Raw genomic sequence first — 14,107 nt, forward strand, 5'->3', positions numbered from 1 at the left:
CCCGACATCAGTAGCCGGAGGAGTTGTTCGAGGATGCCTGGGTGGTGATCTTCTGGCCGTTCGCACCGACGACCCACCAGATTCCGCCGACGGCCTGGCCCTTCGTGTCGCGGGGCTGAGCGTCGTTGGCGAAGTAGTAGAGCGGCGACCCGGCGAGCGTGATCTGCTTGGTGCCGTCCGAACGAGTCACCGTGCCCACCAGGGACGCGGCTACCCCACTCACCTTCGGCGACCGGTGCCGGCCGGCAGCGGCGGCCAGGCTGTCGCGCACGAGCCGTCGCAGTTCGATTTCGAGGGGTTCTTGGTGTCCAGGTCGTAGACATACAGTGTGCGGCCGGTGCCGTCGACAACGATCTTGCCGAAGCTGCCCACGCTGGCCGTGGACAGCGTGCCGGGGCCGGCGGTTGTGGCCGGCGACGACGAGCCGGCAGTGGCGGGCGCCGACGGGCTGGGGGTGTTCTGCGAGCTGGTGCCCGAGGCGCTGCCACCGCATGCAGTCAGGGCGGAGAGCCCGATCACGGCGGTGCCGACGACGAAAGCGAAGCGTTTCATTTGAGAGTTTCTCCTTTGTTTGTTGACCAGTAGACCCCGCGCTGCATGCAGGGTTCATGCTCACCAGATCCGAGCGCGCTGCCTGGATTCCGGCTCGGGGCGTTCGCCGATCAGGCTGACCGTGCGCGGCGGACCACCGCGTCGAAGCCGGCGGCAAGGAGCAGTACGACGCCGGTGACGACCCACTCGTAGCCTGCCGAGTTCGACCCCTGGATGAGGTCGCTCATGCCGTTGACGATGACTGCGACGACCAGGCCGCCGAGAACCGCGTCGATGATGCGGCCGTGCCCACCGAACAGCGAGGTGCCGCCGATGACTGCGGCACCGACGGCCAGCAGCAGTGTGTTGCCCGCGCCGGCGTTCGACTGAACCGACTGCAGCAACGAGGCCGCGACGATGCCGGAGACGGCGGCCATGCCGGAACAGATCACGAACACCGAGATCCGGATCCGGGACACCACGATGCCTGCGCGCCGGGACGCCTCCGCGTTGCCGCCGACGGCGTACAGATGGCGCCCGTACCGGGTGCGGCTGACGACGAAGTGCCAGACTGCGAAGAGGATCACGAGCAGGACGACGACCCACGGCATGCCCTGCGCCTTGTTGCTGAAGAAGGCGTTAGTGGTCAGGTTGCGGTTGACATCCATCTCGTGCACGAACGCCGTACCGAGGGCCGCGAGTACGACGACCTTCGCCGCGATCACGGTGAACGGCGCGTGGGTGAGTCCGGCGCGTCGGCGCCCGAGCGCGTCGTTGATCTTGATCGCGGCGTACCCGGCGACGAACAGCGCCAGCAGGATCCACCCGAGCCAGAGCGGCACGAAGCCGTTCTCCAGTTTGATCAGCGGCGAGTTGTCGGTCAGGATCACCGATCCCTGGCCGCCGATCAGGATCAGGGTGACGCCCTGGAACGCCAGGAACGTCGCCAGCGTGATGACGAACGACGGGATGCCGACCCGGGCCCGCAGCCACCCCATGCCGAAGCCGATGACGACCCCGACGATCAGGCCGATGACCAGGCCTAGCCACCAGGGAGACCCGTGCCGCAGGATCAGCACCGCCGTGATGGCCGAGCAGAGGCCACCGGTCGTGCCTGCCGACAGGTCGATCTCGCCCAGCAACAGTACGAAGACCAGGCCCATCGCCATCACGATGATCGGTGCCGCCTGGATCACCAGCGCCTCGAGGTTGTAGGCGCTCAGGAAGCCCGGGTGGACCAGGGCGAACACGGCCGTGATGACGACGAGGCCGGTCAGCGCCGGAATCGAGCCGAGCTCACCGCCTCGCACCCGCGCGAGGTAGTCCGAGAGGTAGGTCCCCAGCGCGGCCAGACCTTCGGGCGGCTTCCCGCTCCGCGGTTCGTCCTGCTGGACGACGTCATCGACGTGCGCGCTCATACAGCCGCTCCGCTCGACTCTTCCGGGGAGAGGCCGACGTCGCCCGACCGGCCGGTGGCGATGAGCTCGATGACCTGTGTCTGGGTTACGTCCGGGCGTCTGACCTGCGCCGCCATCCGGCCGAGGAAGAGTACGCCGATGGAGTCGGCCACCCGCATCACGTCGTTCATGTTGTGCGACACCAGGATCACGGCGACACCTTGCTCGGCCAGCCGGCGGACCAGCTCGAGAACCTGCTCGGTCTGCGCGACGCCGAGAGCGGCCGTCGGCTCGTCCAGGATGACGACCTTCGACTGCCAGAGCACGGACTTGGCGATCGCCACCGTCTGGCGCTGTCCGCCGGACAGGCTCGCCACCCGCTGCCGGACCGATCGGACCGTCCGCACCGACAGCGAGGTCAGCGCCTGCCGGGCCAGCTTCTCCATCGAGTTCTCGTCGAGCGTGCGGAGCCGGGTGACCTTCTCGCGGCCGAGGAACATGTTGCTAACGATGTCGAGGTTGTCGGACAGCGCCAGATCCTGGTACACGATCTCGACCCCGAGCGCCGCGGCGTCCCGCGGGCCGTTGACGACGTGCGGCGTACCGTCGAAGATCAACTCCCCCGCGTCGACGCGATAGGTGCCGCCGATGCATTTCACCAGAGTCGACTTCCCGGCGCCGTTGTCGCCGACCAACGCGGTCACCTCACCGGCCTCGGCGGTGAAGTTCACCGACGACAACACGCGCACCGGACCGAAGGACTTGTCGACGCCCCGCAGCTCCAAGGCGGGATGGGACGTCATGGCGTCTTGATGCCGTTGGCCGCACACAACCGCACGAGCGCGGAAGTGGGGCAGACGGCCGCTGCGCCCACGTAGCCGTCGGTCACCGGCAGGGCCACGTTCGCCTTGGTGATGACGGTCGGGTCGGCGAGGTACGCCGGGATCTCGCGGCCGTTCGACGGGTCCTTGACGGTCGTCGGCGCGGTCGGCTTCTGACCTGCGAGGATCTGGCCGGCGAGCTTGATGGCCACATCGGCCTCACCGGCGACCGGCTTGTAGATGGTGAAGGCCTGTGTGCCGGACATGACGTTGACGAGTCCGCCCGCGGTGGCGTCCTGCCCGGACACGGCGACCTTGCCCGCGAGGCCCTGGGACTTGAGCACGTTGATCACCGACTGCGCCATGGTGTCGTTGGCAACCATCACCGCGTTGATGTCGGGGTGCTGCCCCAGCATCGTCGTGAACACGATCTGCGCGGTTGCGGCGTCCCAGTTGCCGGTCTGGTCGGCAAGCTTGTTCCAGCCGGGCTGCTTCGACAGCACGGAGTTGTAGCCCTGTGCGAACTGGGCGGCGTTGTTGTCGGTCGGCGCGCCGTCGATCTCGACGTAGTTGACCGGACTCTTGCCCTTCACCTGTGCGGCTCCGGTCAGCGCGGTGCCCTGGTCCTCGCCGACCTTCACGTTGTCGTACGACACGTAGTACGAGGCGGTGCCGCCGGCCGTCAGCCGGTCGTAGTCGATCGTGACGACATTGTGCTGCTGGGCGAGAGCCTCGATGGCCTTGCCGGAACCCGAATCCAGGTTCACCACCAGGAGGACGCCGACACCGGCGTTGATCAGGGCCTGGGCCTGAGACTGCTGGGTAGTCGCGCTGCCGTTGGCGTTGTCGATGTAGCACGTGAGCTTGTTCGCGGCGCACTGCTTGCGGAGTTCGGTGGGGTCGGCCGAAACCCAGCGCGGCGAGGTCGCCGTATCGGGCAGCAGGATGCCCACCTTCGCGTTCGCCGGCGGGGCGGCACCCGGGGAGGACGCCGTCTTGTTGCCACAGCCGGTCAGCCCGGCCACCATCGCGGCGGCGACTCCGGTCGTCGCCATGGCCGTGCGGAGTACGTTCAATCGAGCCGTCATACCGGCAACGATCGACCGACTCGGGACGGGGATCATCCTGGCAGGCGTGCATCTTCCCCTACCTGCTAGCGGGCACCGCCCGATCCCGGCGAATCGCACGAGCTCGTCGACGCGTGCGGAAAGAGCTTCCGGGGCCCACCGGCTAGTCCGGGTCGAGCGAATCGCCCAGGGCGTCGCGGAGGGCCGCGCGGGAGGTGATTCCGAGTTTGGGGAACAGCTGGTAGAGGTGAGTTCCGACGGTCCGGGGTGACAGGCAGAGCTGCTCGCCGGGTGGGCGACGGCATACTGCGACTGACGATCGATGACGATGGCGTGGGCGGAGCGGATCCCGCGCGGGGATCGGGGCTGACCGGGGTGACGGACCGCGTCGCGGCGCTAGGAGGCACGATCGGCATCACGAGCCCACCCGCCAGGGGTACGTCGCTGCGCGTAGAACTCCCGATCGCGAGCCAATAGCCCCTACGTGTCACTCGGTCAGCCTGCCTCCCGTCAACCGCGCGACGAGCTACTCGTCAGGCTCGACGTCCGATGACGGTGTACCCACCAGCGGGGATGGCGGACGTTGGCCGGCCGGGGTGAGAACGGCCGGAGGGCTGTGACGACGATCCGCTCGAGCGTCTGATGAACTCATCCACATCAGTCACGCGACTCTTCAGCAGGTAGCCGATCCGCCGGCCGGTCGCCAGCAACTCCATCGCGTGCTCGACCTCGGTATGGGCCGACAGGCACCGGGATGCCCCTCGGCCGGGCGACCCTCCAGCGTCTGGTCGGGGGGATCTCCACCGTCAGGACTGCCGGGGTCCGGCACCTGCCTGCCTGGCGGTATCGCGGGGTCCAGGCAGCATGCAGTCACAACGGGTGCCAGCGGGCACGACTCCCTCGTCCTGGTATCGCACTCTATTTATGGCCCTTGGGCGTCCTGGGAACCGTCCGAACCTGTGCCGCCAGCAGACAGGAGCACCTATGACCACGACCACCTCAACCGCCGGTCGTACACCGAAGTACCAGAGCGTTCGGCAATCTCGCCTTGCCTCGGAAGGACTGATTCGATGAGCACCCAGCCCGAGCCCTCGGCACCCAAGCAGACTCTCCGCGACCGCCGGACCGTGTTGCGCGGCGCGGCCGTGATCGGGCTTGCGGGAGCGGCTATGCCGGTGATCGCCGCGTGCACCGACGGCGGCGACGCGGGCGGTGGCACCACCACCAGCGCACCCGCGGGCGGTGCACAGGCCCCCGGCGCCGCGCTGGCGACGACCTCGGAGATCCCCGTCGGCGGCGGCAAGGTATTCGGCGACGCCAAGGTGGTCGTGACACAGCCCGCCTCGGGCCAGTTCAAGGGCTTCTCGGCGGTCTGCACGCACCAGGGATGCATCGTCGCGGACGTCGCCGACGGCACGATCAACTGCGCCTGCCACGGCAGCAAGTTCAAGATCGCGGACGGCTCGGTGGCCAACGGCCCGGCGGGCACGCCGCTGCCGGCGGCCAACATCACTGTGCAGGGCGGCAAAATCATCGGTCCCGCGAGCTGAGCCATGCGGAACGGCCCACCCCCGCTGGCCAGGCCCTTCCTGTGACCTACCCGGCGTCGCCGACGAACAACCTATTTGGCGACCCACTACCCGGACTCTGCACCTTTGGAGGCGTCAATGTTCGAACGGTTCGGCGATCTTCCTTTGCACGTGCTCGTGATCCACCTTGCCGTGGTGCTGTTGCCTGCGTCGGCGCTGGTCGCGATCGTGTTCGCTGTGATGCCCAGGTGGCGCCGGCTGCTGCGCTGGCCGACGCTGCTGCTCGGGATCGGGTCGGCCGTGGTCGCCTTCGTGGCCAAGGAGAGCGGCGAGGCCTTCGTCGCGGCCAAGCCGGCGCTGGCCCAGTTGGTGCGCGAGCACGAGGAGCGCGGGGATCTGCTGTTCTGGTACAGCATCGGGTTCGCGTTCATCACGATCCTCGGGGCGCTGTGGCTGACCGGCCGGTCCGCGTTGGCCAGCGGCCGCGGTGCGAGGACCGGTGCCCGGCGTCCGGTCGAACTGGTGGTGAGCGCCGGGCTGGTGGTCATGTCGGTGCTGATGCTCTGGCAGACGGTGCGCACCGGCGACGCCGGCGCCAGGGCGGTCTGGGAGGGGACGTTCTCCAGCTGACTTCGCCAGATCGTTGCCGCTCACAACTCTCCTGGAGGTCGCGCTACTCGGCCAGTCCGACGAGAGTGTGGGACTTCTGCCAAATCGGTGTGGTCGGCGAATTCGGGTACTTCGTCCATCCGCCGCACGATCGTCCCACGAACCCGACCGGCTGCTGACGACAGTCCCAAGCAGGGACACGATCCGATCCCGGAACCGGTCGGCCAACACACCCATCTTGGTCACTCTGGCCAAGCCCGAGGGCCACCAAGGTCTCATAATCAAACCGTCGCTCCTGAGGTCGTCGGCCAACTGCGCCCATCGCCGCGACGTCCTCGGGTTGTGGGCCGGCGACGGTGGCGAGCGGTCTCCGATCACCGCGACAGTTCTGAGGGTCTGCCGCCGTTCTGAGAGTCGGCTGTCATGAAGGCGCCGGGCAACTCAAGCAGCACCTGCTCTCCCGCAGCCTCGACCGGGTCACCTCCGTGCTGCGCGACGAAGCCCTCCAGTTGGGCCGCCAGGTGCGCTTCTACGTCCCGACGCACAGCCTCCTGAACTACACCCAATGGCAGATCATCAGCTCTGAATCATCATCTGCGGGCGAGGCGAGATCTGGCCAGCAGCCAAACAATGGGCATCGGCTCGGGCGCACTGCCGCCTGAACGGAACTGGTCCAGGTGAGTTCTCCGTGTGAGAGCTGCCGTGCACGATCACCATTGCTAGGAGGACCGCGTGACGACCCAGCCTCACACGTCCGGAGTCGAGCACGAGCGGCTGGCGGGCGACCGGCCGATGTCGCAGCGCAGCGACTGGTATCTCTGGGGTCCGTACCTCAGCGAGCGCCAGTGGGGCACAGTGCGGGAAGACTACAGCGCCGACGGCGAGGCATGGGGCTACCTCTCGCACGACCGCGCCCGCGCCACGGCGTACCGGTGGGGTGAGGACGGACTGGCCGGGTTCAGCGACATCGAGCAACGGTTATGCCTCGGGCTGGCGTTGTGGAACGGGCGAGACCCGATCCTCAAGGAGCGGCCCTTCGGGTTGACCGGCTCGGAGGCGAACCACGGCGAGGACGTGAAGGACTACTGGTGGTACCTCGACGCCGTGCCCAGCCATGCCTGGAACCGCTGGCGCTACCACTACCCGCAGCGTGCGTTCCCGTACGAAGACCTCCGAGCCGAGAACGGCAGGCGCGGCAAGCACGATCCGGAGTACGAACTCCTCGACACCGGCGCGTTCGACGAGGATCGGTACTGGATCGTCGAGGTGCAGTACGCCAAGGCGAGCCCGACCGACCTGTTGATGTCGATCCAGGTCACGAACGCCGGACCCGACCAGGAAACACTCCATGTCTTGCCCACGGCCTGGTTCCGCAACACCTGGTCGTGGAGCCCGGGTGCTCCCCGACCCGAGCTCGCCGCGACGGGTGGTTCGAGCGTGCGCGTATCGCACCCATCGCTGGGCGAGCTGGAGTTACTGGTCGCACCTGGTCCGGACGGGTCGTCACCGAAACTCGTGTTCTGCGAAAACGAGACCAACACCAAGCGCCTGTACGGCGTCACCGGGTCGACGCCGTACCCCAAGGACGGGATCAACGACCACGTCGTGACCGGTGCGTCCACCGTCGACCCGGCTCAGCGCGGTACCAAGTGCGCGGCCTGGTACCGCCTTGACGTCGCGCCGGGTTCGACCGCCGAGCTGCGGTTGCGGCTGCGTCCGGCAGGGTCAGGCACAGACGCCGCGACCGCGCTCGGACAGGAGTACGAGAGCGTCGTGAGATCCCGCCGGGCTGAGGCTGACGAGTTCTACGCCGGTCTCACCCCGGCGGCTGCAGCGCCCGACGAGGCGATGGTGATGCGGCAGGCGTTCGCGGGGATGTTGTGGAGCAAGCAGCTCTATTACTACGACGTCGCGCGATGGCTGGACGGGGACCCGGGACAGCCCGTGCCACCGGCCTCCCGGCTCACCGGACGCAACTCCCGGTGGCGCAGCTTCAACGCCTTCGACGTGATGTCGATGCCGGACAAGTGGGAGTACCCGTGGTTCGCCTCCTGGGATCTCGCCTTCCACTGCATCGCCCTTGCGCATGTCGATCCGGAGTTCGCCAAGGATCAGCTGCTGCTGGTCTGTCGCGAGTGGTTCCAGCATCCGAACGGCGCCCTGCCGGCCTACGAATGGGACTTCGGCGACGTCAATCCGCCGGTCGCGGTCTACGCGGCGCTCGAGGTCTTCGCCATCGACGGCGGGCGCGACCTCGACTTCCTCAGCCGGATCTTCGACAAGCTGCTGGTCAACTTCACCTGGTGGGTGAACCGGGAGGATGCCGACGGGACGAACCTGTTCGAGGGCGGGTTCCTCGGCCTGGACAACATCGGCCCGCTCGATCGTTCGCACCTGCCGGTCGGGGGTGTGCTCGAACAGTCCGACGCCACCGGCTGGATGGCGTCGTACGCGCTCGGGATGACGACGATCGCGGCGATCCTGAACCGGACCGGACACCGGCCCGCGCTCGACCTGGTCCACAAGTTCCTCGAGCACTTCGCCGCGATCCGCACCGCGATGGTGGAGCAGGGCCTGTGGGACGAGGCCGATGGTCTGTTCTACGACCGGATCGCGACGCCCGCCGGCGCCATCGTGCCGGTGAAGGTGCACTCGATGGTCGGCATCATCCCGCTGCTGGCGGTCGCCGTGATCGACGACCAGCTGCTCGAGCGAGCCGTTGCCCCGGGCAAGCAGTTCGCCGAGTTCCTCGATCGTCAGGGGCTGCGCGACCGCGAGAGCCTGGCCGCGGCCGGCCTGCTGCGGGGCGATGCCGGGCAGCAGCGGTTGCTGATGGGCGTCGTCGGGGTCGAGCAAGTCCTGCGGCTGTTCGACAAGCTGTTCGACCCCGATGAGTTCCTGTCGCCGTACGGGCTGCGCTCGATCTCTGCGTTCCACCGCGACCACCCGTACACCCTCGAGGTGGAGGGGTTGCGGGCCACCGTGGACTACGAACCGGCTGAATCGACCACCGACATGTTCGGCGGCAACTCGAACTGGCGCGGTCCGGTGTGGTTCCCGCTGAACTTCCTCGCGACCACCGCCCTGCAGCGCTACCACCGCTTCTTCGGCGAGGACCTGACGATCGAGTACCCAACCGGATCGGGCCGGCGGCTCGCTCTCGACGCCGTCGCCGACGACCTGTTCGCCCGGCTGGTGTCGATCTTCCTCGTCGGCCCGGACGGCAGGCGGCCCTGCTTCGGCGGCGTCGACCGCCTGCAACACGACCCGAACTGGCGGGACAACCTCATGTTCAACGAGTACTTCCATGGCGACAACGCGGCAGGCCTGGGTGCCACCCACCAGACCGGCTGGACCGGCATCGTGGCCGACATCATCCGGCGCCGCCACGGGGACGTGCAGTCCATCGGAGATGTCCTCCGCGCGATGGGCGGACCGTCATGAGCGCGCAGGCCACCACCGCGCCGGCTCTGCCCGGCGCGGTGGCCCCGCTGGGCGCGACTCCCGGGCCCGGGGGGACGAACTTCGCCGTCGCGTCGGCAGCCGATGGCGTGCTGCTGTGCCTGTTCGACTCCGACGGCACCGAGACCCAGGTCCCGCTGCCGGAGCGTGATGGCGACGTCTGGCACGGATTCGTGCCCGGCGTACGACCTGGTCAGGCTTACGGTTACCGGACCACCGGGCCCTACGAGCCGCACCGAGGGCTGCGTTGCAACCCCGCGAAGTTGCTGCTCGATCCGTACGCGCGGGCCGTCGACGGCGAAGTGCGGTTCGGGCCGGAGCTGCTCGGCTACACGGTTGGCGATGCGCCGAGCACGCTGGATTCGGCCGGACACGTGCCTCGCAGCCTGGTGGTGGACGCCTCCTTCGACTGGGGCGACCGTCCCCGGCCCGCCCACTCCTATGCCGACACGATCATCTACGAGGTCCACGTCAAAGGCTTCACGGCTGCGCATCCCGACGTACCGGAGCCGCTCCGAGGCACCTACGCCGGCCTCGCCCACGACGCCGCGGTCACCCATCTCGTCGACCTCGGGGTGACCGCGGTGGAACTGCTCCCGGTGCACCAAAGCGTGCCCGAGCGTTTCCTGGTCGAGCGCGGCCTGACCAACTACTGGGGCTACAACACCATCGGGTACTTCGCGGCGCACGCCGGCTACTCGGCCGCAGTACGTGCCGGTCGCCCCGGAGGTCAGGTCGCCGAGTTCCAGGAGATGGTCGACACCCTCCACAGTGCCGGCCTCGAGGTGATCCTGGACGTGGTCTTCAACCACACTGCCGAGGGGAACCACCTCGGCCCGACGCTGTGCCATCGCGGACTGCACAACCCGGCGTACTACCGGCTGAACCCCGACGACCCGCGGTTCTACGTGGACACGACGGGCACCGGCAACTCACTGAACGCAGACAGTCCGATCAGTCTGCAGCTGATCATGGACTCATTGCGCTATTGGCTGACCGAGATGCGGGTCGACGGTTTCCGCTTCGACCTGGCACCGACGCTGGCACGTGAGGACGGCGGCTTCGACAAGATGGCGGCGTTCTTCGACCTGATCGCGCAGGATCCGGTGGTTTCGCGCGCCAAGCTCATCGCCGAGCCGTGGGACGTCGGACAGGCCGACAGCTACGACCTCGGCCGGTTCCCGCCGCTGTGGAGTGAGTGGAACGGCCGGTACCGCGACGTCATGCGCGATTTCTGGCGCAGCCACGACGGCCTGATCGGCGAGTTCGCCTCCCGCCTCAGCGGGTCGTCCGACCTGTACTCCGCGGCCGGCCGGCGTCCTACCGCCTCGGTCAACCTGATCACGGTGCATGACGGCTTCACGCTGGCCGATCTCGTCTCGTACGACGCCAAGCACAACGAGGCCAACGGCGAGGCGAACACCGACGGCAGCAACGACAACCGCTCCTGGAACTGCGGAGTCGAGGGGCCCAGCTCCGATCAAAATGTCCTGGACCTACGAGCCCGGCAGAGCCGTGCCATGCTCACCACGCTGATGCTGTCGTTCGGAGTACCGATGCTCCTGGGAGGCGACGAGCTCGGCCGCACCCAGCAAGGGAACAACAACGCGTACTGCCAGGACAACGCGATCAGCTGGTTCGACTGGTCCACACCGGACGAGCAGTTGACCGCCTTCACCAAGAAGCTCATCGCGCTGCGCCGAGCTCACCCGGTATTCCGGCGGCGCCGGTTCCTCACCGGCGTGGAGGCCGGCGAGCTGCGGTGGTACACCCCGGGTGGAACGGAAATGACTCAGGCGGACTGGGCCGATCCGGGTGCGCGGAGCGTCGCGCTCTACCTCGACGGCGACGACGATCCCGATCGCGCCCCGGACGGAACGCTGCTGGTCGATGACGACTTCCTGCTCCTGGTCAACGCCTGGTGGGAGCCGCTGGACTTCGTCGTACCCGCGACCGAGACCGGCAAGACATGGACCCCGGAGATCGACACCTACGAACCCGACGGCATTGCAGCACCAGCCCAGCTCGCCCCCGGCGACCACGTCCGGGTCAACCCCCGCTCCATCGTCCTTCTGCACGGAAACTCCTGAAGAGGACCAGCCAGCCACGCGCTGAGGCCCAAGCGCGTGATTAGGGTGTCCCAGCGGACGGCCCGTTGGTCCGGGTGAAGTCGTCCCGGCGGTAGTCGATGACGTCGTCCGCGCCGACCGAGCGCATGAAGTCCAGCTTGGCGACGTTGTCGACACCGGTGACGTAAGCCCGAGCCGCTTGGCGAGCTGAATCGCGAAGGATCCGACCGTCCGCCGGCGCCGTTGATCAGCACCCGGCGACCCGACACGGCCCTCTCCGTGCCCTGCAGGTCGATCGCCCCGCCTGCGGGATGGTCGACGCCTGGCCCGCAGCACATCAGGCTACCCGTACCGGTCGTAGACGACCGCCTTCACGCCCGCCCCGCAGCCCACCTGGTCATGGCGGCAACGTAGCAAGTCGCGACGGATCCCACTGAGCAGGCGCAAGTCGCGAACGGGTCGGCGACGACCGAGTACAGATCGACTGATTGCGGCCGTCGCCGTCTCCGGATCGCTCTCGCAGGACTCGATCCTGCGCGTCGGTCTAGCGGCTGACGGTGGTTCGGAGACCCCAGCCGAAGCGGTAGAGGGGGTCGTAGCCGCGGTCGCCGATGTTGATCGGCTCCTGGTCGGCGCTGCGCGGCCAGGTGTGCGACAGCTTGCCGGTGAATGGGCGCTGGCCGAACAGTACGTCGGCCACGCCCTCTCCCTGTGAACCCGGAAGCCAGGACGCCACCAGTGCATCGATCGTGCTGAGCTGCGCCGGCGGGATCACCTGCGGACGGCCAGACACGACCAGCACCACGCACTTCGCGATCGCACCACACACCTTGTCGATGACAGCCTGGTCCACCGCTTGCAGGTCGAGGCTCTTTGCTTCGCGCGGTACTCCACCGTCCTCCGGGTCGAACGCCCACTCAGGACCACCGACGTCGCCGAAACCTTCCGCATAAGGCGTTTCGCCGACGACCACGACCGCCACATCACTGCCCGCGGTCGGGGCCGAGCCGTCCTTGCTGTAGGTCACCTGCGCACCCGGAGCGACCTGCTGGATGCCGTCGAGGATCGTGTTGCCCGGCAGCCGGTGCTGGCCCGATGCGCCTTGCCAGCTGAGCGTCCAGCCGCCCGCCTGGTTGCCCATGTCGTCAGCGTTGCGGCCGGCGACGTACACCTTGGCGTCCTTCCGCAACGGCAACAGACCGTCGGTGTTCTTCAGCAGCACCTGGGATTTCGCGACGGCCTCGCGCGCGAGCGCCCGGTGGTCCGCGGACCCCACCTCGGCGAGATGCGTGCGGTCGGTGTACGGCTTCTCGAAGAGGCCCAACTCGAACTTCTTCGCCAGGATCCGTCGTACGGCGTCGTCGATGCGCGCCTGCGACACGCGGCCGGCCCGGACCTCGTCGAGCAGGGTGGTCTCGAACTGCAGCGCCGAGAACGGCTCCATGAACATGTCGGTGCCCGCGTTCACCCCGGTCCGGACCTGCGTCGGCCAGTCGCCAGGGATCTGGTGGATGCCCTCCCAGTCGGAGATGACGAAACCGTCGAACCCGAGCTTGCCCTTGAGTTCGTCGGTGATGAGTTCACGGTTCGCGTGCATCTTGATCGGGTTCCCGATGCCGTCCTCGGTCCAGTCGACGCTGGAGAACGACGGCATCACGGTGCCGGTGTCGTGTCGTCGTACGGCGGCCTGGTACGGCGCGAGGTCGATCCGCGCGAAGTCGTGCCGGTTCGTGATGGTCACACCTTGGTCGATGGTGTAGTCGCCGGCCGCGGTGTCGAATTCGGTGTCGCCGTCACCGGCGTAGTGCTTGGCGGTCGCCAGTACCCGGTCGGCGTCTGTCAGCCGGGTGCCCTGGAAGCCTTCAATGGCCGACGCGAACCGGGTGACCAACTCCGGATCCTCGGCGAAGCTCTCGTAGGTCCTTCCCCAGCGGGTGTCCCGCGCGACGCAGACGCAGGGTGCGAAGGCCCATTGCGGACCGGTCGCGCGGGTCTCCTCGGCGACGACATGCTCGATCCGCTCGACCAGTCGCGGATCCCGGGTCGAGCCCAGGCCGATGTTGTGCGGGAAGACCGTTGCCCCTAGCAAGTTTCCGTGACCGTGTACCGAGTCGACGCCGTACACGAGCGGGATCTGCAATCGGGTCTGCAACGCGGCGGCCTGGAACCGGTCGACCATGTCGGCCCATGCCTGCGGGGTGTTCGGCGTCGGCACCGAGCCGCCGCCGGACAGCACCGAACCGAGCCGCCAGGCGGTGACAAGTGACGGGTCGTCCGAGACGGCGCCACGCTCGGCCTGCGTCATCTGGCCGACCTTCTCTTCCAGTGTCATCCGGCTCAGCAGATCCTGGACGCGGGACCGCACCGGCAGTTTCGGGTCGAGATAGGCCTGCCCGGTGTTGCTGATCAGCGGACGGCCGAACGCATCGGTCGGGTACGACGTCAGGCCCGGGTCGGCCGCAAAGGCGGTCCTCGCGGCATCGGCGGACGGCGTGGCGACGAGTGCAAGGACGAGTGCGCCTGCGATCGCTGTGTGAGTGGTCCGGCGCGCCCAGATGCTACGTGGTGATTCGCTCAAACGCATGACGAGCTCCTCGGGGCGAATAGGCGGTGGAGCGCTTT

The 14,107-nt window shown here is 67.9% G+C and carries 11 protein-coding genes; 4 read left to right on the forward strand and 7 right to left on the reverse strand.

Annotated elements, in window-relative coordinates:
• Positions 1-7: 7 nt before the first annotated feature.
• The 5 genes from EV652_RS44245 to EV652_RS33060 form a co-directional block, all read right to left on the reverse strand.
• Positions 8-190: a COG4315 family predicted lipoprotein gene (locus EV652_RS44245; protein WP_158441352.1), complete on the reverse strand. Its 183-nt coding sequence runs from the start codon at positions 188-190 to the stop codon at positions 8-10.
• Positions 191-219: 29 nt separating this feature from the next.
• Complete coding sequence (locus EV652_RS33045) at positions 220-552, reverse strand: hypothetical protein (protein ID WP_132213209.1); 333 nt, start codon at positions 550-552, stop codon at positions 220-222.
• A gap of 110 nt (positions 553-662) precedes the next feature.
• Positions 663-1,949, reverse strand: a complete 1,287-nt coding sequence (locus tag EV652_RS33050) for a sugar ABC transporter permease (protein ID WP_132213210.1) — start codon at positions 1,947-1,949, stop codon at positions 663-665.
• Positions 1,946-2,731, reverse strand: a complete 786-nt coding sequence (locus tag EV652_RS33055; RefSeq protein WP_132213211.1) for an ATP-binding cassette domain-containing protein — start codon at positions 2,729-2,731, stop codon at positions 1,946-1,948. The genes EV652_RS33050 and EV652_RS33055 overlap by 4 nt, the downstream gene beginning before the upstream one ends.
• The gene (locus tag EV652_RS33060; protein ID WP_132213212.1) at positions 2,728-3,837 is read right to left on the reverse strand and encodes a sugar ABC transporter substrate-binding protein; all 1,110 of its coding nucleotides are present in this window, start codon (positions 3,835-3,837) and stop codon (positions 2,728-2,730) included. Before EV652_RS33060 ends, EV652_RS33055 begins: the two co-directional genes overlap by 4 nt.
• A gap of 1,049 nt (positions 3,838-4,886) precedes the next feature.
• On the opposite strand from EV652_RS33060, the gene EV652_RS33065 reads away from it, so the two are divergent.
• Both EV652_RS33065 and EV652_RS33070 read left to right on the forward strand, forming a co-directional pair.
• Complete coding sequence (locus tag EV652_RS33065; RefSeq protein ID WP_199238533.1) at positions 4,887-5,366, forward strand: Rieske (2Fe-2S) protein; 480 nt, start codon at positions 4,887-4,889, stop codon at positions 5,364-5,366.
• Between the two features lie 117 nt (positions 5,367-5,483).
• Positions 5,484-5,975, forward strand: coding sequence for a DUF2231 domain-containing protein (locus EV652_RS33070; RefSeq protein ID WP_132213213.1), 492 nt, complete (start codon positions 5,484-5,486; stop codon positions 5,973-5,975).
• Between the two features lie 43 nt (positions 5,976-6,018).
• On the opposite strand, the gene EV652_RS46260 is transcribed toward EV652_RS33070, so the two are convergent.
• Complete coding sequence (locus tag EV652_RS46260) at positions 6,019-6,276, reverse strand: hypothetical protein (RefSeq protein WP_132213214.1); 258 nt, start codon at positions 6,274-6,276, stop codon at positions 6,019-6,021.
• Positions 6,277-6,686: 410 nt separating this feature from the next.
• On the opposite strand from EV652_RS46260, the gene EV652_RS33080 reads away from it, so the two are divergent.
• A complete protein-coding gene (locus EV652_RS33080) occupies positions 6,687-9,398 on the forward strand; it encodes an MGH1-like glycoside hydrolase domain-containing protein (RefSeq protein ID WP_199238534.1) in 2,712 nt (903 codons plus the stop codon).
• Positions 9,395-11,506, forward strand: a complete 2,112-nt coding sequence (gene glgX, locus EV652_RS33085) for a glycogen debranching protein GlgX (RefSeq protein WP_132213215.1) — start codon at positions 9,395-9,397, stop codon at positions 11,504-11,506. The genes EV652_RS33080 and glgX overlap by 4 nt, the downstream gene beginning before the upstream one ends.
• A gap of 523 nt (positions 11,507-12,029) precedes the next feature.
• Here the strand turns inward: glgX and EV652_RS33095 are convergent.
• Complete coding sequence (locus EV652_RS33095) at positions 12,030-14,069, reverse strand: glycoside hydrolase family 3 protein (protein WP_132213216.1); 2,040 nt, start codon at positions 14,067-14,069, stop codon at positions 12,030-12,032.
• Positions 14,070-14,107 lie beyond the last annotated feature (38 nt).

It is taken from the genome of Kribbella steppae (assembly GCF_004342025.1).
GTDB classification, from domain to species: Bacteria; Actinomycetota; Actinomycetes; order Propionibacteriales; family Kribbellaceae; genus Kribbella; species Kribbella steppae.